This window comes from Oleidesulfovibrio sp. (genome assembly GCF_047973035.1).
In the GTDB taxonomy this organism is placed as follows: domain Bacteria; phylum Desulfobacterota; class Desulfovibrionia; order Desulfovibrionales; family Desulfovibrionaceae; genus Oleidesulfovibrio.
Genome location: NZ_JBKEBF010000015.1, coordinates 59,542 through 77,159, shown reverse-complemented (window position 1 = coordinate 77,159; position 17,618 = coordinate 59,542). Strand labels below are relative to the sequence as shown.

General features: G+C 53.2%; 19 protein-coding genes. 13 read left to right on the top strand and 6 right to left on the bottom strand.

What is annotated here, in order from left to right:
* Nucleotides 1-125, bottom strand: a 125-nt coding sequence (locus ACK5LI_RS04550; protein ID WP_416946413.1) for a transposase, incomplete at its 3' end; no start/stop codon positions are given.
* Nucleotides 126-453: 328 nt separating this feature from the next.
* Nucleotides 454-1,872 (bottom strand): MATE family efflux transporter, encoded by a 1,419-nt coding sequence (locus tag ACK5LI_RS04545; RefSeq protein WP_416946673.1) that lies wholly within the window; start codon nucleotides 1,870-1,872, stop codon nucleotides 454-456.
* 144 nt (nucleotides 1,873-2,016) lie between these two features.
* Between ACK5LI_RS04545 and ACK5LI_RS04540 the strand changes: the two genes are divergently transcribed.
* Nucleotides 2,017-2,685: a phosphatase PAP2 family protein gene (locus ACK5LI_RS04540; RefSeq protein ID WP_416946671.1), complete on the top strand. Its 669-nt coding sequence runs from the start codon at nucleotides 2,017-2,019 to the stop codon at nucleotides 2,683-2,685.
* Nucleotides 2,672-4,750 carry an ArnT family glycosyltransferase gene (locus tag ACK5LI_RS04535; RefSeq protein WP_416946669.1) on the top strand — a complete coding sequence of 693 codons (2,079 nt, stop codon included), beginning with the start codon at nucleotides 2,672-2,674 and terminating at the stop codon, nucleotides 4,748-4,750. The genes ACK5LI_RS04540 and ACK5LI_RS04535 overlap by 14 nt, the downstream gene beginning before the upstream one ends.
* Nucleotides 4,751-5,042: 292 nt before the next feature.
* On the opposite strand, the gene ACK5LI_RS04530 is transcribed toward ACK5LI_RS04535, so the two are convergent.
* From ACK5LI_RS04530 to rpmB, 4 genes are all read right to left on the bottom strand, one after another.
* Nucleotides 5,043-6,044 (bottom strand): rhomboid family intramembrane serine protease, encoded by a 1,002-nt coding sequence (locus tag ACK5LI_RS04530; protein WP_416946667.1) that lies wholly within the window; start codon nucleotides 6,042-6,044, stop codon nucleotides 5,043-5,045.
* Between the two features lie 39 nt (nucleotides 6,045-6,083).
* Nucleotides 6,084-6,662 carry an FxsA family protein gene (locus ACK5LI_RS04525; RefSeq protein ID WP_416946665.1) on the bottom strand — a complete coding sequence of 193 codons (579 nt, stop codon included), beginning with the start codon at nucleotides 6,660-6,662 and terminating at the stop codon, nucleotides 6,084-6,086.
* Nucleotides 6,663-6,980: 318 nt separating this feature from the next.
* A complete protein-coding gene (locus ACK5LI_RS04520) occupies nucleotides 6,981-7,871 on the bottom strand; it encodes an EamA family transporter (RefSeq protein WP_416946663.1) in 891 nt (296 codons plus the stop codon).
* Nucleotides 7,872-8,018: 147 nt separating this feature from the next.
* Entirely contained in the window at nucleotides 8,019-8,228 is a 210-nt protein-coding gene (gene rpmB, locus ACK5LI_RS04515) for a 50S ribosomal protein L28 (RefSeq protein WP_416946661.1), read from the bottom strand.
* Nucleotides 8,229-8,425: 197 nt separating this feature from the next.
* Between rpmB and ACK5LI_RS04510 the strand changes: the two genes are divergently transcribed.
* The 11 genes from ACK5LI_RS04510 (at nucleotide 8,426) to ACK5LI_RS04460 (ending at nucleotide 17,591) form a co-directional block, all read left to right on the top strand.
* Nucleotides 8,426-8,965 (top strand): YceD family protein, encoded by a 540-nt coding sequence (locus ACK5LI_RS04510; RefSeq protein ID WP_416946659.1) that lies wholly within the window; start codon nucleotides 8,426-8,428, stop codon nucleotides 8,963-8,965.
* A gap of 60 nt (nucleotides 8,966-9,025) precedes the next feature.
* Entirely contained in the window at nucleotides 9,026-9,208 is a 183-nt protein-coding gene (gene rpmF / locus ACK5LI_RS04505; RefSeq protein WP_416946657.1) for a 50S ribosomal protein L32, read from the top strand.
* A complete protein-coding gene (gene plsX, locus ACK5LI_RS04500) occupies nucleotides 9,198-10,241 on the top strand; it encodes a phosphate acyltransferase PlsX (protein ID WP_416946677.1) in 1,044 nt (347 codons plus the stop codon). The genes rpmF and plsX overlap by 11 nt, the downstream gene beginning before the upstream one ends.
* Before the next feature lie 63 nt (nucleotides 10,242-10,304).
* Nucleotides 10,305-11,297 carry a beta-ketoacyl-ACP synthase III gene (locus ACK5LI_RS04495; protein ID WP_416946655.1) on the top strand — a complete coding sequence of 331 codons (993 nt, stop codon included), beginning with the start codon at nucleotides 10,305-10,307 and terminating at the stop codon, nucleotides 11,295-11,297.
* 131 nt (nucleotides 11,298-11,428) lie between these two features.
* Nucleotides 11,429-12,172: a 3-oxoacyl-[acyl-carrier-protein] reductase gene (gene fabG, locus ACK5LI_RS04490; protein WP_416946653.1), complete on the top strand. Its 744-nt coding sequence runs from the start codon at nucleotides 11,429-11,431 to the stop codon at nucleotides 12,170-12,172.
* Between the two features lie 66 nt (nucleotides 12,173-12,238).
* A complete protein-coding gene (gene acpP / locus ACK5LI_RS04485) occupies nucleotides 12,239-12,469 on the top strand; it encodes an acyl carrier protein (protein WP_416946651.1) in 231 nt (76 codons plus the stop codon).
* Between the two features lie 178 nt (nucleotides 12,470-12,647).
* Entirely contained in the window at nucleotides 12,648-13,895 is a 1,248-nt protein-coding gene (gene fabF / locus ACK5LI_RS04480) for a beta-ketoacyl-ACP synthase II (RefSeq protein WP_416946649.1), read from the top strand.
* Between the two features lie 72 nt (nucleotides 13,896-13,967).
* Nucleotides 13,968-15,206 carry a serine hydroxymethyltransferase gene (gene glyA, locus ACK5LI_RS04475; protein WP_416946647.1) on the top strand — a complete coding sequence of 413 codons (1,239 nt, stop codon included), beginning with the start codon at nucleotides 13,968-13,970 and terminating at the stop codon, nucleotides 15,204-15,206.
* A gap of 114 nt (nucleotides 15,207-15,320) precedes the next feature.
* Complete coding sequence (locus ACK5LI_RS04470; protein WP_416946645.1) at nucleotides 15,321-15,782, top strand: deoxycytidylate deaminase; 462 nt, start codon at nucleotides 15,321-15,323, stop codon at nucleotides 15,780-15,782.
* Between the two features lie 37 nt (nucleotides 15,783-15,819).
* Nucleotides 15,820-16,911 (top strand): bifunctional diaminohydroxyphosphoribosylaminopyrimidine deaminase/5-amino-6-(5-phosphoribosylamino)uracil reductase RibD, encoded by a 1,092-nt coding sequence (ribD, locus tag ACK5LI_RS04465; RefSeq protein WP_416946675.1) that lies wholly within the window; start codon nucleotides 15,820-15,822, stop codon nucleotides 16,909-16,911.
* Nucleotides 16,912-16,916: 5 nt separating this feature from the next.
* The gene (locus ACK5LI_RS04460; protein WP_416946643.1) at nucleotides 16,917-17,591 is read left to right on the top strand and encodes a riboflavin synthase; all 675 of its coding nucleotides are present in this window, start codon (nucleotides 16,917-16,919) and stop codon (nucleotides 17,589-17,591) included.
* The last annotated feature ends 27 nt before the right edge of the window (nucleotides 17,592-17,618 follow it).

The window sequence follows — 17,618 nt, the reverse complement described above, 5'->3', positions numbered from 1 at the left end:
CGCAATATCTCACCCACTGCGCGCTTCTTCTCTCCGTAAAAAACTTGCCGCCGATACTTTGGCGCAAACACTACGTGGTATTTGCAGTTCCATTTTGTGTGGGCTAAACTCTTAGTGTCACCCATTGTGGCCTCCTTTTGATTTGCCACCTGCAGTTGCCAGACCGCAGGGATTAGTTAGCAAATCAAAAGGAGTTTTACTAATATCTCTATAGCTTTAAGCTTTACGGAACCCCCCGCCTAGCGGGGGGGTTTCTGCATACAAAAAAAGGCATCCGAGAATGGATGCCTTTTAATTATATCACCAGAAGTGGTCAGCCTGTATCACAAGAGGATTGAATTTCCTTAATTACACCAAGCAACAATGGCAGGGGCAGGTAGTACATTCAACAACCGTTGCCGAAGCACAGCCACATCCCATCGTAAGCAGTCAGGGAAGCTGTATGTGCCAACGCTACCTGATTGCAGAATGTTCTTCCACTGGCGGAGCGGCTTCAACCACACGCATATTACGCCATTTGCCGCCTCTGTACCGCAAAAGGGCCGACAGGCTGAGCGAGACCGCATACGCCGTAAGGACAAACCATAACGAAATCAGACCGGCGTCAAACCACAGGCGGATAACCACAATAGCCACAACCATTGTCAGGCAGCTTGCGACCATAGCCCACATGACAAAGTAAGTGTCACCTGCCCCCTTTACTGCCCCGAAATAAACCAATGAAATAGCATCAAACAGGCAATAAAACGCCACAAAGCGCATCAAAATAATACCGGAGTCACGGATAGGCCCATACTCAGCCACCGAAATATCCGAAGGCCTGAACCAGTCCAGCAGTGCCCCCGGAAAAATGATAAACAGCACCCCGATACAAAACATCCAAGCCATAGCAAGATGCAATGTGCTGGAAGCGGCTGTCGCGGCACTATCCGGCTTTCCTGCACCGATCGCCTGCCCCACCATAGTGCTCACGGCAATATTCAGCCCCAGCATTGGCAAAAAGGCCAGTGAATCGATTGAAAAGACGATATTGGTCGCAGCAAGTTCAACCTTTCCAAGCCTGCCAATAACAAAAACAAAAAAGGTAATGGCAAAAATCTCAAAAAAATAGTTCACACCGCTGGGTAGCCCGAAGCGCATCATTCGCATAAAAAGCTCGCCGTCCAGACGCCAGTTGCGCAACACACCGAAAAGATAATCATTTTTACGTGTAAATGTCACCGCAGCAAGCAGCAGAAATGTCAGCGCCCAGCCGCTTACCGTCGCAAGCCCCGCTCCCGCTATGCCCATTTCAGGAAATCCCCAGACACCGTAAATCATGGCATAGTCGAGAGGAATATTCACAATCATGGCCACAACGTTGGCGATCATTACCGGACGAGTAATGCCCCTGCCGGAATAAAAGCAGCTGATGGCGCTGGAAAGCAGGCCGAAAACAGCACCGACAGTCAGCACCCTGAAGTAAATAACTTCAAGCTCCACCACTGTCGCGGCATGTCCGCCCAGAGAAAACATCAACGGGGCAGCAAACCACAGCAATGCCAGAATAACACCGCCCATCAGGCTGAAGTGGATAGCCTGCCATAAAGCGGCACCTACACGCTGCGGTGCTGAAGAACCGCAGTATTGCGCTATAAAAACGTTGGCATACCCTGCAACACCCATAAAAAAGAGCAGAAACAACAAGTTGACTATTGATGCAGGCAGGGCCGCAGCAATAGCATCCACAGAATAATGGCTAAGAAAAATACGATCAGTAAACTGCATCACCGTTGATGAAGCCATACTAACTACAAGCGGCAGCCCCACGGCCAGAACGTCACGATACCCATCTGTCATGGTCCATCGTTTTTGCAGGGAAAGAAAAGACATTAAAGACTCCGGAGGCGTTGTTACCCCATATATAAACAGTGATGCAGGTATGTAAGTACACCCTCTCGGCAAGTCAATCCAGTTAAGTGAAAAACCCCCTGCGGCTACCCTTCCAATCTACTTAAAATCAGCCTATAAGGCGGCATGCGTAATACCCATTCTGCCTCTGTTTACGCGCTGGCACTGTTGCCCATGCTGCTTATGCTGGCTATGGTAGCGGCTTTTGCCGGCACCGGCGAAACAGTAGTATCTTTTTATAAGACGTACAGATACCACAACCCTCAGCTTACATATTGGCTTAAAGTACTTACCGATTGGGGCAACCCCTTTCTTTATGTGATCTACATAGGCATTTACGTCAAAGCAGCCCAAAAGTCTGTGCTGGCAGCTTCAAATCCGCAATTGGCGCGCCGCAGACGCAACTTTGTCATTGCATGGGTTATCGCTCAGCTGCTTGTTGCGTTTCTGCTTGTACGGATTTTTAAAATTGCAATAGGCAAGCCGCGCCCCGGCGTGGACGGCCTGTACATGCCGTTTTCATTCAGCCCCGGTCATCATTCCATGCCCTCCGGTCATACTGCAGAAATTGTTGGCTCCATGCTGCCCCTGACCGGCGCAGGTCGTAATATAGCAGGAATGCTGTTCGCGCTGGCTTTCGGCTGCTATAGTGCCCTTGTGGGCTTCAGCCGTATCTATCTGGGACAACATCATCTGAGTGACGTTTTTTTCGGCACGTTACTGGGCATGTTTTCGGCCCTTGTGATGCACTCTATTTGGACGCACCTGAACAGGAAGAACAATGAAAGAAACTGAAAACACACCTACCGCAAATATCGGCGAAGAGGTTCAGCAACCTGTGCATGATACCGGTGATAAGCCGCAGGATGCTGCTGCCGCCCCGCAGCGCACAGTATGCGAACGCATTCTGGATATTCTGGCCTTCCAGCCGCTTATTCCGCTCACTATTCTGCTGGTGCTGCAAACGGTATTTCTGGTTGACGCCCGCGCTCTGTGGTACTCCGACGAAGTGCGCTATGCGAACGTGTTCGAGCATGTAAGCAACTTCGGCAAATGGATTGTGCTGCATCTTAACGGTGTGCCCTACCCTGACAAACCTCCGGTCTACTTCTGGCTGCTGGCTGGCGTCCAGCAAGCTCTGGAAGCTGCCGGACTCATCGCAAAAGGAGCCGAAGGCATCGGCCCGCGCCTGTTCTTTACCGGCGCTGCTGTGTCAGCTCTGCTCTACCTGTGGGCCACGTACGCTCTTGCCCGCGCTGTTGCGGGTGTCAGCAAGCGTGTTGCCTTCGGCGCCGGCCTTGTGTTGCTCAGCGTATTTTATTTCATCGGCGTATCGCATTACTCGCGCATGGACCTTCTGTTCGCTACGCTGATTACGCTCAGCCACATCTGTCTTTTCAAAGGCTGGCAAAAAGATAAGGCCATGTTCTGGGTAGTAAGCGGTTTTGCATTTGCTGCTGTTGCCACCCTGACAAAAGGCCCGCTCGGTCTGGCTTTCCCCATTGTTACCTCTGTGCTGTTCCTGCTTTGGCGCGGCAAACCCCGACGCCTTGCCGCCGGTGATGTTGCCATCGGCTTCGGTGTCATGGTGACTATCCTGCTGGCATGGGTAATGGGAGCCTACCTTACAGAGGCCCCGGACTTCCTGCACAACATTTTCCATGACCAGATTTACCGCCGCGCAACCCAGACATGGCATCACGCCCAGCCGTGGTGGCATTATATGGCAACGTTGCCTGCCGCGTGGCTGCCGTGGACACTTATTCTGCCCGTGCTTCCTTTTGGCTATCTGCTGACAAAAAAAGGGGCTAAAGCGGTTGCCGCGTCCCGTACGCCTCAAAAAGAAGGTATGGCCTACATCTGGATTGCATTCCTGAGCGGCTTTATAATTCTTTCTGCCGTCAGCATCAAAATCATCATCTACCTGCTGCCCCTGTTTGCCCCGCTGGCAGTACTTACAGCTTCCGGCGTTCTGGCCCTTTCGCAGACCCGCGCAAAATGGCTTATGCGCCTGCTGGCGCTGCTTCTTGTCATCCTTGCGGGCGCTCTTGTAACGCTGCAGCTTGGCCAGATGTTCCAGTGGGAGTGGCTGACAAAAGCTATCCGCTGGCCTCTGGATATCGACGGATTGTGGATTCTGGGCGGAGTCTGCGCACTGGGTGCGGCCGCCATGTGGGTTGCGGCTCCTAAAGCCGGTGGAGCAGGCGCACTTCTCGTTGCAGTTCTGTTCGCTACCATCTGGATTCAGCCCCTTGGCCTTATCACTGCACCATCGCTTGATAAGGTGATGAGCCCCCGCGATCAGGGCATACTGCTCGGCAACTACATCAAAGAAGGCTACACCCCCGTCACGTACAAGGTGTACTCCGGCACTTATACTTACTATGCCGGAAAAAACCTTATCGAACTTGATGAGTGGACAGACTTTGACGCCGCAGTGGCAGAAGCACCTAAAGTGGTCGTAGCCATGCGTTCCAAGCATTGGGACAAGTGGGAAAATAAACCGGTAGACATGACTGAAGTTAACCGTCAGTGGATTGTCGATCAGGAATACGTGGTCGGCGTGCGTGTGGCTGACAAACCCGCTGTAGAAGATAACGTTGACTCTGGCACAACGGATGCGCCGGAAAAACTTTTGCCGGAACACGCAGCCCCTGCCGCAAATGCGACCAGCAACGTCATCATTCAGGAAGTGGTTGTGGAAACAGCCGGCCCTGCAGAAAACGGAACCAGTCTGGAAGCGTTGGGAAATGCAACTATGGAAAAAGTCCAGTCAGCTGCTGAAACTGCGCTGGAAGCTGTTACCAACGCCACCAATGAAGCTGTTGAGGCTTTAAAAACGAAAAATGCCACCGAATAGCGCTAAGTAGCTTTAAAGAGCTCTGACTAAAAAAACGGCTGCGGAAAAATCCGCAGCCGTTTTCTTTGTAGTATGTCGTAGCCGTTACAAAGGCATTCCCAAAAACGACTGCAAAAAAACAACTGATACAAGCAGTTGAAATATTAAAAAAGCACAAGCAGTTCAGCCCAGACCAGCCGCAACAAGCTATAATACTCTTTTTTTAAAAATAAGCAGTCACAGCACGGCACTAAGCGGTCATCAAACAAACAGGGCTAATTGCTGACAAACTTGTTCTGCATCCGCCGACAAATCAAGCGAGTGCAACCCACCATCCTGCCATTACAATTATCGCCGCCAACAGACCGCAGGGTTTATTTAGCCGCGCCTGCCACTCCGTGCCGTAAAGCCGGTCAATATACAGCAACCTGCCCCCAAGCTGCCCGACAACAAACCCGCAAATCAGGCCGAAGATGTGCGCCGTAATGTCTGTCCGCTCACCTTCCATACCCAGCATAGCGAGCAAACCTAACCCCGCGGCAACTACAGTAACAGCTTTAATGGTGCTTCTGTGACCGCCAAAAGCCAGAGTTGTTCCGCATAAAGCGCCCACAGCCCCGAAAACTGCAGTGGAAAATCCGAGGCTCGCGTAATAGTAGCCCGAAAACAACACACTGCATACATTACCTGAAATGCCTGCAATAAGAGCCATCAGCCACGCAATGCCGGAGCCTGTTCGTGAAGAAAGCAGCCCCAGAAAAATACCACCGGAAACAATGTTTCCAAACAGGTGTCTGCTGTCCGCATGAAGCGTCAGCGCTGTCACCACTCTGTACCACTCACCTCCGGCAAGTATACGCAAACCTTCCACACGTCCTGCCTCTGCCCATTGATCAGCCGACAGATTTGACATTGCAGCAGGCAAGCTGGCGGACAGTTGAGGCCACCAGTGCATCCTTATTCCATGCCATATAATCACACACAGCAGCAGCCAAAACGTAGCACTGCCTGTGCGTAAGGCAGGAAATGTCACGGGCGGTGCAGGAGCGGGTTTATTCTCCTGCACAGACTTGGCAATTTCACTTGCAGCAAGCTGTTCTAAAAAGACGGGAACATACAGCGCAGATCCGGAAGAGCGATGTTGCAGCCGGTACGGAATCCCCCGCGAAGCCAGTACCAGAGGCCATGCAGGGTCCGCACCTGCGGCATATTCAATGCCGTAAGACAAAACAGCCTCCCGAACGTTACGCCAGTTGCTGGAAACACCAAGGCGGTGAATTGCAACGGGGTTCACGTTACGACCGGCTGTTTTCATACGAATAAAAGTTGCTATGCAACAGGTGCGGCAAGGCTGCTATTTTGAGCGGTTTTTTTCAGCATCACAATCAATTACCCGATCATCTGCCTTGGCATTGTCGGCGGAATCGCAGTCAATGATCACAGCCTGACGGGGTTCTTCCTGCTGATGCTTTGCAAAGTCGCCTGCATAATACGTACGGGTGTAAAATGTGCCGCCGGCGTTGCCGAAGTTACCGGTAAACGTGGTGGAAGACTGAGACGCAGCATGCACACGTGCAGACTCTGCAAAACGTTTACGCAGCCAGCGGGCTAGCGGAGCGCGAGTAAAAGGAACCAGAAGGATAAGGCCAAAGGCATCTGTCATAAGGCCCGGGGTTATCAGCAATATACCCGCAAGCAGAATCATAAAACCTTCCACCATCTCGTCAGCGGGCATAACGCCTTTGTCCAAAGACTGACGCACTTTGAACATGGTGCTCAGCCCTTCCTGACGTGCCAGCCACGCACCTGCCATACCGGAGGCAATAACAAGCAAAATGGTCCAGCCAGCGCCGATGACACTGCCAACCTGAATAAGCAAATATAATTCAATGAAAGGAATTATGGTAAACAGCAAAAAAAGTCGTGCCAGCATGTCAGCCCCTGTTATGAGTTCAGCCGCCGCGTATCCGGCGATGTTTAGGAACTAAGCACCTCGTCGCCAATGTAAAGCGTGGCAGTACAGTAAAAAACGATTTTTTAGACGCTTAACAATAAAAACCAGCAGAAACGCCACCGCCATTGTTCTTCCAAAGCATTAAATAACGCAAGCGGAGTCAGCTTGTTACAAAGATGAGGACAGTTTCAAACAGATACCGTCAAAACGAATCACCCATGGGCCACGCTGGAAACCCACCTGAGCTCGGATATAATTACCAAAGGCTTCCCGGAAAGGAAGCAACTGCGAAAGCCACTAGGAAGAAAAAGCGATCACAGCGGCTCCAAGGCCCATCATCAAAGCTCCCGCCCCCCGAAACCACGATATCTTTTCGTTAAAAATCATTCTGCCGAGAACTACCGAAATCAGACCGTTCAGTCGCTTTACGGCTATCATATACGCGGCTGCAACCAGTGTGATAGCCTGAAAATGCAGAACGACCTGGCCGAACATGCATAGCCCTGCGCTTGCTCCCGCAACGGGCCGCTGTAACAGAATGCGCGGAGAAACATGGGTAAAGGCAAAAATCAAAGCGAGCAGTATGCCATTATGCAATGCAAAAAAAAGCGCCGCCGTGTACATAGGAGTACCCAGCAGCGCAAGTTTTTTGGATAACACCGCCGTAACACTCCAGATCAATGAAGCAAGCAGCATCAGCATACTCCCCCTCTCGCGGGTGGCGGCTTTGAAAGGTTCCATGACGGAAAGCCATAAACCGGCATTACCCTGCGTTTGCTCCGGAGCTTTATTAAGCAACCAGCTACCGGCCACTATACAGATTATTCCAAGCGCTCCCTGCAAAGGGATAGCTTCACCCAGAATCAGCCACCCAGTGAGCAACATAAAAGCAGGAGTAAACGATAAAAAAGGAACAGTCAGAGATATGGGAGAAAGCCTGATGGCCCACGTCTGAATGAGCAGCGCCACCATATTAAGCGGCAACATGATGAACATCACCGCCCAGAAGCCTTCCAGAAAAACTGGAACAGGAGCAAAGGCAAGGTATGATAAAAACAGCGGCAGACTCCAGCCCATAGGCCATACAATCATCTCGTACGGGGGCCTGTCGCCAAAGTACCGCTTGATAATGGCCGCTTCACCGGCAGAAAAAAAAGCAGTGGCAAGAGCAATGGAAAACCAGAGCATATACAGCACCTCGGTAGCTGAGTTACCACCACACTATAGCTCGGGCCGGAAAAACAAAAAAGCCCGGGCTGAAAGTTCCGGGCCTGAAATGAAAAAAGACCCGTCAGCGAACTTACGGGTCTTTTGTGGTCATGTGTGATACCAGTCTTAGACGGACTTCTTCGCCACAGGCTTCACAACAGCACCGGAACGCAGGCAGCGGGTGCATACGCTCACGGACTTAACCTGACCAGAGGGCAGCTGATGACGAGCGCTCTGCAAGTTAGGCATGAAGCGACGCTTGGTCTTGATGTTGGAGTGGCTCACATTGTTGCCGGTCTGGGGCTTCTTGCCGCAGAATTCACATTGCTTTCCCATGACGACGATCCTCCATATATGAAAAACTGAAATACATTTCGCGAGATTTGGATCCCCTTGGCGGGTCCATTCCTGAAATCGCGAGGGTGGAACAGCCAAGGAAGGAGGGTTTCTTATACCCCTGCCCAAAAAAACGCAACCCTTTTCTTGACAAACAAAGAGGGAGGCATGTAGAAATCGCCTTCCGCGAGGACATTATGCCTAAAGTTTGGATCCTGATAAAAGATATTCCGGTTAATGGCAAAGAGTATTCCTTTGACGAACCGGCTATGTGGGAAGAGCCCATTTCGGAATTTTCCCTGCCCTACGCTATTAAGCACCCGCTGTCTGCGCAGGTATTTTTGCTTGCCCAGCAGGATGGTGTTCTAGTAAGGGGCCGCATCAAAGGACAGATTGCCGTACCGTGCGACCGCTGTGCCGAAGATGCCGTTATCGACATCAATCATGAGTTTGACACGTTCGAAATCATCCCTGATGAAGACTATGTCGATAACGAAGCTGACGGTTCTCTTATCGGTCCTGCCCCTGAAGGAGCAGGAGTAGGTATTGAGATTAGTCGGCTTTTGTGGGAAGAGTTTGTTCTCTCATTACCGGCTAAGCCTCTTTGCGCCTCAAAATGCAAAGGTCTTTGCCCCAAATGCGGGAAAAATCTTAACGACGGAGATTGCGGCTGCGACAATGAGCAGTACGATCCCCGCCTTGCCGCTTTGCGCGGCCTTAAAGTAACAAAGCACTAAACGCCTTTACGGCTCACTTCCGCGCCGCCCGCGCGGACGACAAAGAAAGAGAGGATAGTCATGGCTGTTCAACAGAACAAAAAATCCAAGTCCAGAAAGGGCATGCGTCGTTCCCACCACCGTGTGGCAGTTCCTTCTGTAGTATACTGCGCCTGTGGCGAACCTGCTCTGCCCCACCGCGTGTGCAACAGCTGCGGCGCCTACAATGGCCGTCAGGTGCTCAGGCAGGATGATGAGCAATAGCGTTCCGGTGATCGCTGTGGACGCTATGGGGGGTGATTCAGGACCTTCCGTTGTTGTCCCCGGCGCCCTTCGGGCCGCCCGCGAAAATGGTCTCAAGCTTATTCTTGTAGGCGACAGAGACGCGATCAGCGCGGAACTCAATAGGCTGCCCCTTGACGGGGTGGCCTATGATATTGTGCACGCCAGTGAGGTGGCAGGAATGGACGAAAAGCCGTCCGACATCCTGCGCCGCAAAAAAGACGCATCCATTCAGGTGGCATGTCGTCTTGTGCGCTCAGGCGATGCCGACGGCATTGTGAGCGCCGGAAACTCCGGCGCTACCGTTGCCTGCGGCATGTTTCTGATGGGACGCATCCCCGGTGTTGAACGTCCCGCGCTTGCCTCTGTCATGCCTACTGAAAAAAAGCCATGCATCCTGCTGGACGTGGGCGCAAATGTAGATTGCAAACCCTACCACCTTTTTCAATTTGGCCTTATGGCCGAAGCCTTTGCCCGTGACCTTCTGGAAAAAGATGCCCCCCGCGTGGGACTTTTGAGCATCGGAGAAGAAAAAGGCAAAGGCAACACGCAGGTGAAAGAAGCGTACGAACTGCTGCGCGAAGCCAAAAACATCAACTTTGTCGGCAACATTGAAGGGCGCGACCTGTTTATCGGTGATGTTGATGTCGCTGTGTGCGACGGCTTTGTGGGCAACGTTGCGCTCAAGCTTAGTGAAGGGCTTGCAACTTCGCTTGCCCGACTGCTCAAGCGTGAACTGCTTAGCGGCATAAAAGCCAAAATAGGTACTTTTCTGGCCCGTGACGCATTCCGGCGCTTTGCGCGCTTTGTAGATTATGCGGAATACGGCGGCGCTCTTCTGCTCGGCTTGCAGGGAATTGCCATCGTGTGCCATGGTGCATCAAACGAAAAGGCCATTGCTTCTGCCGTTAGCATGGCGGGCACCTTCGTTCAAAAAGGCACTAACAGCCGACTTGTTGACTCGATAAGTGCTAACGAAGAGCTGACCAGCTACGGCAAGGCCGTAAAGCAATAACTACCGACCCGTGACGGCGGCGCCTTTTTTGCGTCGCCGCTTCATGTTTCACGGACCCTGCCAATGACCACAAAAAGCTATATACTGGGATTCGGCTCCTACGCGCCGGAACGGATTCTGACCAACACCGATCTGGAATCGCTCGTGGACACCACGGACGAGTGGATCACTACGCGTACAGGTATCAAACAGCGCCATATGGCAGCAGAAGGTGAAACGACTTCTGACCTTGGCGCCAAAGCGGCTATGAATGCTCTTGCTAGTGCCGGGCTTGCCGCAAAAGACCTGACGCACATCCTTGTCGCCACCTGCACCCCTGACGCCATGTGCCCCAGCACAGCCTGCCTTATTGAGCGCAAGCTCGGCGTTTCGGGCCTGATGGCGGTAGACCTTAACGCCGCCTGTTCCGGATTTCTGTATGCATTGAACCTTGCACAAGGCATCGTAGCCATGAATGCCGATGCCAAAGTTCTCGTTGTTGCAGCAGAAGTACTCACCAGACGGCTTAACTGGAACGACCGTTCGACCTGCGTATTGTTTGGCGACGGTGCCGGTGCTGCCATTGTAAGCGCTCGTCCTAACGAGGGACGTACTGTCGAAATTGCAGACTGTCTGCTTTCCTCTGACGGTGCTTTGGGCGACTTGCTGCTTATCAGTGGTGGCGGAACCAGCATCCCGTACAAACACGGTGACAGTGTGGGCGACGAGTTTTTCGTCCGCATGGAAGGCCGCGAAATCTTCAAACACGCTGTCCGCAGTATGGCCCGCGTGTGCGAAGAGCTGCTTACCCGCAACGGCATCAAACGCGAAGACGTGGACATGCTGCTGCCGCATCAGGCAAACCTGCGCATTATCGAAGCAGTCGGAAAAAAACTGGACATCCCTGCCGAAAAGGTCTTTGTAAACCTTCAAGAATATGGCAACACGTCTGCGGCTTCAGTTCCGCTTGCTCTGGCAGACGCTGACAGCAAAAATATGCTTCCCGCAGGGCGCACCATCCTGCTGACCACGTTTGGAGGCGGCTTCACCTGGGGTGCGGCGCTGCTGCGTACATAGCATAAAAGTGTGCTATTTCGGTAGCAAGCCGGAATAACACATAGCTGCTGCCAAAATTCACAATTGAAGTTACACTGTCTTTGCGGTATAAAGCGGTGCCTTTCAGTAAAGAAGAGAAAAAGCGAACCAAAATGAGCGAACTTATCTCCACCGCACTGGTCACGGGCGGCTCACGCGGAATAGGCAAATGCATTGCCGAAACGCTGGCCCGAGAGGGTTTTCAGGTTTTTCTTACTTACGTAAGCAAACCTGAAGAAGCTGAAGCCGTGGCTTCGTCCATCCGCGATGCGGGAGGACAGGCAAAGGCTCTTCGTCTGAATGTTGGTGACCCCGAGGAAGTTGCCGCATTCTTTAAAAACGAAGTGAAGGACAACGTCCGACTAGATGTGCTGGTAAACAATGCCGGCATAACCAGAGACGGCCTGCTTATTCGCATGAAGGATGATGACTTTGCAAAGGTACTCAGTGTGAACCTGCAAGGCGCATTCACCTGTAGCCGCGAAGCGGCTAAGATCATGTCCAAGCAGCGTCAGGGCCGCATCATCAACATCACCTCCGTGGTGGGACAGATGGGCAACCCCGGACAGGCCAACTATTGCTCTGCAAAGGCAGGACTTATCGGATTGACCAAGTCTATTGCCAAGGAGCTTGCCGCACGTAACATCACTGTAAACGCCGTGGCCCCTGGTTTCATTGAAACCGACATGACCCGTGCTCTTGCAGACAACGTGCGCGAACAGTACCTTGCCGCCATTCCGCTGCGCCGTCTCGGCAGCGCACAGGATATCGCGGATGCCGTAGCCTTTCTCGCTTCCGAGAAGGCAGGTTACATTACGGGGCAGGTAATCGCCGTCAACGGCGGTATGTACTGCTAATCTGCCCTCAGGCACAGTAGTCTGCGCCTGATTTACAAAGCAAAAATAACACCGATTGGAGGGAATATGTCCGTCGAAGAAAAAGTTAAAAAGATCGTTATGGATCAGCTCGGCGTTTCCGCTGAAGAAGTTAAGCCCGAAGCTTCCTTCGTTGAAGATCTGGGCGCTGACTCCCTTGACCTGACTGAACTGATCATGGCCATGGAAGAAGAGTTCGGCACCGAGATCGATGACGACGACGCTCAGAAGATTCTGAAGGTTCAGGACGCCATCGACTACATCGCTGGCAAACAGTAGCCTTCTCTTATCTTTCCAGATACATGCACGCAGGCGTCTTATGACGGAGTCATAAGACGCTTTGCCCTTTTCTTCCGGCTGCGGTAACACTCGGCTCAAACAGGTAGTCATCTGCTTTTTATGACATCTGTTCTTTTCGCACGAGAAAAACCGCATTGCGCCCACGAGGAACTACAGAATGATTGGAAAAAGAGTAGTAGTTACCGGGCTTGCTGCGATTACCCCGCTTGGCAATGACCTGGAAACCAGCTGGAGCAACCTGATTGCCGGCAAGTCCGGAATCGGCCCCATCACCCGCTTTGACGCCAGCGAATACACTTCACGCATTGCCGGTGAAGTGAAAGACATTGACCTTGGCGCCTATATTCCCCCCAAGCAGGCCCGCCGTATGGACCGCTTCACGCAGTTCGCGGTTGCCTGTGCAAAGCAGCTGATGGAAAACGCCGGCTACACTGTTCCCGAAGAAACAGCCCACCGTGTGGCGTGTCTTCTGGGTGTGGGTCTGGGCGGTCTTGAAACCATTGAAGAGTTTCATACCAAGCTCGTTGACTCCGGTCCCAACAGAATATCCCCCTTCATGATTCCCCAGCTTATCTCGAACATGGCTCCCGCGCAGGTTGCCATCTTCACCGGAGCAAAAGGCGGTAACCTGGTAATGACCAGCGCCTGTGCATCCGGTACGCATGCCATCGGCTATGCTTTTACCGAGATCAAGGTCGGCCGCTATGATGCCGTTATCACCGGTGGTTCAGAATCCACAATCACCCCTATGGGTGTATCCGGCTTCACTGCGCTTAAAGCGCTCTCCACCGCCAATAACGACAACCCCGAAAAGGCTTCGCGTCCCTTCGACGCAGCCCGCGACGGTTTTGTCATCGGCGAAGGCGCCGGTCTGCTGCTGGTCGAATCCCTTGAGTCCGCTCAGGCACGCGGTGCCAAGATATATGCTGAAATCGTAGGGTTCGGCTCTTCCGATGATGCCTTCCATATGACGGCTCCCCGTGAAGATGCCGAAGGTATGGCGCGCGCCATGATGATGGCTATCGAAGAAGCAGGCATCAAGCCTGAAGAAGTAGATTGCATCAACGCGCACGGTACCTCGACCCAGCTGAACGACAAGTGCGAAACCATCGCGCTTAAAAAGGTTTTCGGCGATCATGCCAGAAACCTGCGTATCAGCGCCAACAAGTCGCAGATGGGGCACCTGCTGGGTGCCGCCGGCGGCGTGGAAGGCGTATTCAGCTGCATGACTCTGGCTTCCGGCACTGTGCCCGGAACAGCCAACTACGAAACACCTGATGAGAACTGCGACCTTAACTACATGGGTAGCGGTTCTGAAGAGTATCAGGCTAAATACGTGCTCAGTAACTCCTTCGGCTTCGGCGGCACCAACGCGTGCATGCTGTTCAAGCGCTGGGAAGGCTAGTAACGATATACCCCGCCGCGTATCCTCAACAGACGGATGCGCGGCGTAACCACAACGCGGAGAGTGGATATCATGGACGAACTGCTTATTCAGGACCCGGAAGTCGGTCGTACCATCGTTCAGGAAGTAGAACGTCAGACCGGCAAGTTGGAGCTTATTGCTTCCGAAAACTTTGTGTCACCCGCAGTTCGAGCCGCTCAGGGCAGCGTGCTTACCCACAAGTATGCCGAAGGCTACCCCGGTAAGCGCTACTACGGCGGATGCGAATATGTAGACGTGGCAGAAAACCTTGCCATTGACCGCGCCCGTGAAATCTTCGGCGCGGAGTACGCGAACGTCCAGCCTCACTCCGGCAGTCAGGCAAACATGGCCGTATATTTTTCGGCCCTGCAGCCCGGCGACACCATTCTTGCAATGGACCTGTCGCATGGCGGCCATCTGACTCACGGCAGCCCCGTCAACTTTTCCGGCCGTTTCTTCAACGTGGTATTTTACGGCGTTGATAAGGAAACCGGCTGCATCAACTACGACAACGTAGCTGAACTTGCACGCGAACACCGCCCCGCCATGATCGTGGCCGGTGCCAGTGCATACGCCCGTATCATCGACTTTGACCGCTTCCGCGCCATAGCCGATGAAGTTGAAGCCCTGCTGATGGTTGACATGGCGCACATCGCAGGTCTTATCGCGGCCGGTCTGCACCCCAGCCCGATCGGCAAGGCACATTTTACCACCACGACCACGCACAAGACCCTGCGCGGCCCCCGCGGCGGCATGATCCTTGCCAACGAAGATGCGGGTAAAAAGCTTAACAGCCAGATTTTCCCCGGCATTCAGGGTGGCCCGCTGATGCACGTCATCGCTGCCAAGGCTGTTGCTTTCGGCGAAGCTCTGCGCCCCGAATTTGCTGCCTACCAGAAACAGGTTGTAGCAAACGCCGCCAAGCTTGCAGAAACTCTGACCGATGCCGGTTTTGAACTGGTTTCCGGCGGTACTGATAACCACCTGATGCTGGTTGACCTGACCAACAAAGACATTACAGGCAAAGATGCGCAGAACGCACTTGATCTTGCAGGCATTACCGCCAACAAGAATACTGTACCCTTTGAAGCCCGCTCTCCCTTTGTAACCTCGGGTATCCGTCTGGGCACACCTGCCCTGACCACCAGAGGTATGAAAGAAGCTGAAATGGTCAAAGTCGGCGGCTGGATCGTTGATGCCCTCGGCAACATCGACAACGAAACCAGACTGGCTGAAATCAGCCGCGATGTCGAAGTATTCGCCCGCAAGTTCCCGCTGTTCCACTGGTAACAGCTACAAAAGCACTCTCAAGGGCGGGGCGGTTCGCAAGAGCCGTCCCGCTCTGTTCCCCTTATTCAGCCTGTCCCAGACAAAGGCTGCCTTGGCAGCAAATGGATGATGAATATGCACAGCAGACTTCCCTGGCCTCATTATTTCATGGATATTACCTACCTTGTAGCAGAGCGCTCCACCTGTTCGCGTCGCAAAGTCGGCGCCATAGCAGTAAAAGACAAACGCATTCTGGCTACCGGCTACAACGGTGCTCCCTCTAATGTGGCCCACTGCCTTGATGTGGGTTGTCTGCGCGAGCAACTTGGCGTTCCCTCCGGTCAGAGGCACGAAATCTGCCGAGGTCTGCATGCAGAGCAAAATGTCATCATTCAGGCTGCAATCCACGGAATATCTCTTGCCGGTTCAGAAATTTACTGCACGACGCAACCTTGCCTCATCTGTACAAAAATGCTGATTAACTGCGGCGTAAAAAGTGTGTATTTTATGGAGCCGTACCCTGATCCGCTTTCGGAAGCCATGATGAAAGAAGCCGGCGTAAAATTTGAAGTGCTGGACTATTCCAGAGAAAGGTAGGGACAACGTGTCTGGCGACCATCCTTATGCCTCCTTTATGAAAGAAGCTGTAGCGCTTGCCCGTCATGGCAGATGGGCTGCAGCCCCCAACCCCTGCGTGGGTGCCCTGCTGGTCAAGGACGGCCAGATTGTGGCACGGGGCTGGCACACAGCGTATGGCAAGCCTCATGCCGAAGTGGAATGCCTGCGTGATGCAGATCGAAACGGAGTGAATCCGGCAGAATGCACCCTTGTGGTAACGCTTGAGCCCTGCAATCACACCGGTAAAACTCCGCCCTGCTCTCATGCGGTTCTGAAGGCCGGCATCAAGCACGTGGTTATCGGCATGATGGACCCCAACCCCGTGGCTCAGGGCGGTGCGCAGTACCTGCGCGATCACGGCGTGTTAGTAGAAGCCGGAGTATGCGAACAGGACTGCAACGACGTCATAGCCGATTTCATTACGTGGAAAAAAACCCCGCTCCCCTACACAATCATTAAACTGGCTTCTACACTGGACGGGCGTATCGCCACCCGCACAGGTCACTCGCGCTGGATAAGCGGCGAAAAATCACGCACGCGGGTGCATGAATTGCGTAGTCATGCAGGTGCTGTGATCGTGGGCGGCAACACCTTCAGAAAGGATAACCCCCAGCTGACCTGCCGTCTGAGCGGAGTCCGCGGGCAACCGCTTGCTGTTGTCGTCACTTCTGAACTGCCTGAAGCTGACAGCTCCATGTATTTGCTCCGCGAAAGAGCGGCTGAAACAATTTTCTGGACCCCAAAGCCCGTGGCGGAATCGGCAAAGGCCGATGTACTGCGTAATATGGGCGTGCGGGTAAAAGGGCTTGACCGCAACTGCAAGGGCAGACTAGACCTGCGTACCGGCCTTGCCGCACTACGCAACGAGGAAGACTGCTATTACACCCTTTGCGAAGGTGGCGGAATGCTGGCTCTTTCCCTGCTGGAAATGCAGCTGGCGCAGGAGTTGGAACTGCACATGGCTCCCAAACTGTTGGGAGACGCTCAGGCGGCTCCGCTTTTTGACGGTCGCACACCTTCTACAATGGATCAGGCTCTGGGCCTTCGCATATGCGATGTGACCCGTAGCGGTGAAGATGTCATTATGACCTTGCGCACCAGGAATTGATACCTATGTTTACCGGAATCATTCAGGGACAGGGCGAAATCCTGTCCGCAGAAAACAGGGGCACTGAAACGCGTTTTCGCATTCACCCCCGCTTTGCCCTGACAGACTACGTCACCGGCGAATCCATAGCCGTTAACGGTGCCTGCCTGACGGTTGAAACGTTCGGCAGCGACTGGTTTACCGCCTACGCTTCCGCCGAGACACTGTCCTGCACAAGTCTTGGAGCATTACGCACCGGAAGCGTGGTCAACCTTGAGCGTGCTCTTGCCATGGGCGACAGACTGGGCGGCCACATAGTCAGCGGGCACGTTGATTGCCTTGCAACGGTGGAATCAATCAAACCTGCCGGTCTTTCAAGGATTTACCGGCTCACCTTTCCGCAGGAATTCGGCACTCAGGTGGTTGATAAAGGCTCTGTAACCCTTGACGGTATCAGCCTAACAGTTAATCATTGCGGGCCGGATTTTCTGGAAGTGAACATCATTCCTGAAACGCAGAAGGTGACCACAATTTCTCAGTGGAAGCCCGATAGCCGCGTGAATATGGAAACCGACATCATCGGCAAATACGTTCAGCGCATGATGGCCCCCTGGGCCGGTGCTGAAAGGAATAAGGGGAATTCCGAAGAAAGCCGGAAAAGTACCCTGACCATGGAATTTTTGCGCGAGCACGGCTTTTAACCGTAAAACGCCGCAACCGACGGGCGT

Coding starts and splice junctions, on each gene's coding strand:
- ACK5LI_RS04535 (WP_416946669.1), top strand. CDS start 2,672: ATGAAAGAAACTGAAAACACACCTACCGCAAATATCGGCGAAGAGGTT.
- ACK5LI_RS04470 (WP_416946645.1), top strand. CDS start 15,321: ATGCACAGCAGACTTCCCTGGCCTCATTATTTCATGGATATTACCTAC.
- ACK5LI_RS04520 (WP_416946663.1), bottom strand. CDS start 7,871: ATGCTCTGGTTTTCCATTGCTCTTGCCACTGCTTTTTTTTCTGCCGGT.
- ACK5LI_RS04460 (WP_416946643.1), top strand. CDS start 16,917: ATGTTTACCGGAATCATTCAGGGACAGGGCGAAATCCTGTCCGCAGAA.
- ACK5LI_RS04545 (WP_416946673.1), bottom strand. CDS start 1,872: ATGTCTTTTCTTTCCCTGCAAAAACGATGGACCATGACAGATGGGTAT.
- fabG (WP_416946653.1), top strand. CDS start 11,429: ATGAGCGAACTTATCTCCACCGCACTGGTCACGGGCGGCTCACGCGGA.
- ACK5LI_RS04525 (WP_416946665.1), bottom strand. CDS start 6,662: ATGCTGGCACGACTTTTTTTGCTGTTTACCATAATTCCTTTCATTGAA.
- ACK5LI_RS04510 (WP_416946659.1), top strand. CDS start 8,426: ATGCCTAAAGTTTGGATCCTGATAAAAGATATTCCGGTTAATGGCAAA.
- ACK5LI_RS04530 (WP_416946667.1), bottom strand. CDS start 6,044: ATGAAAACAGCCGGTCGTAACGTGAACCCCGTTGCAATTCACCGCCTT.
- fabF (WP_416946649.1), top strand. CDS start 12,648: ATGATTGGAAAAAGAGTAGTAGTTACCGGGCTTGCTGCGATTACCCCG.
- ACK5LI_RS04540 (WP_416946671.1), top strand. CDS start 2,017: ATGCGTAATACCCATTCTGCCTCTGTTTACGCGCTGGCACTGTTGCCC.
- rpmB (WP_416946661.1), bottom strand. CDS start 8,228: ATGGGAAAGCAATGTGAATTCTGCGGCAAGAAGCCCCAGACCGGCAAC.
- ACK5LI_RS04495 (WP_416946655.1), top strand. CDS start 10,305: ATGACCACAAAAAGCTATATACTGGGATTCGGCTCCTACGCGCCGGAA.
- plsX (WP_416946677.1), top strand. CDS start 9,198: ATGAGCAATAGCGTTCCGGTGATCGCTGTGGACGCTATGGGGGGTGAT.
- acpP (WP_416946651.1), top strand. CDS start 12,239: ATGTCCGTCGAAGAAAAAGTTAAAAAGATCGTTATGGATCAGCTCGGC.
- ribD (WP_416946675.1), top strand. CDS start 15,820: ATGAAAGAAGCTGTAGCGCTTGCCCGTCATGGCAGATGGGCTGCAGCC.
- rpmF (WP_416946657.1), top strand. CDS start 9,026: ATGGCTGTTCAACAGAACAAAAAATCCAAGTCCAGAAAGGGCATGCGT.
- glyA (WP_416946647.1), top strand. CDS start 13,968: ATGGACGAACTGCTTATTCAGGACCCGGAAGTCGGTCGTACCATCGTT.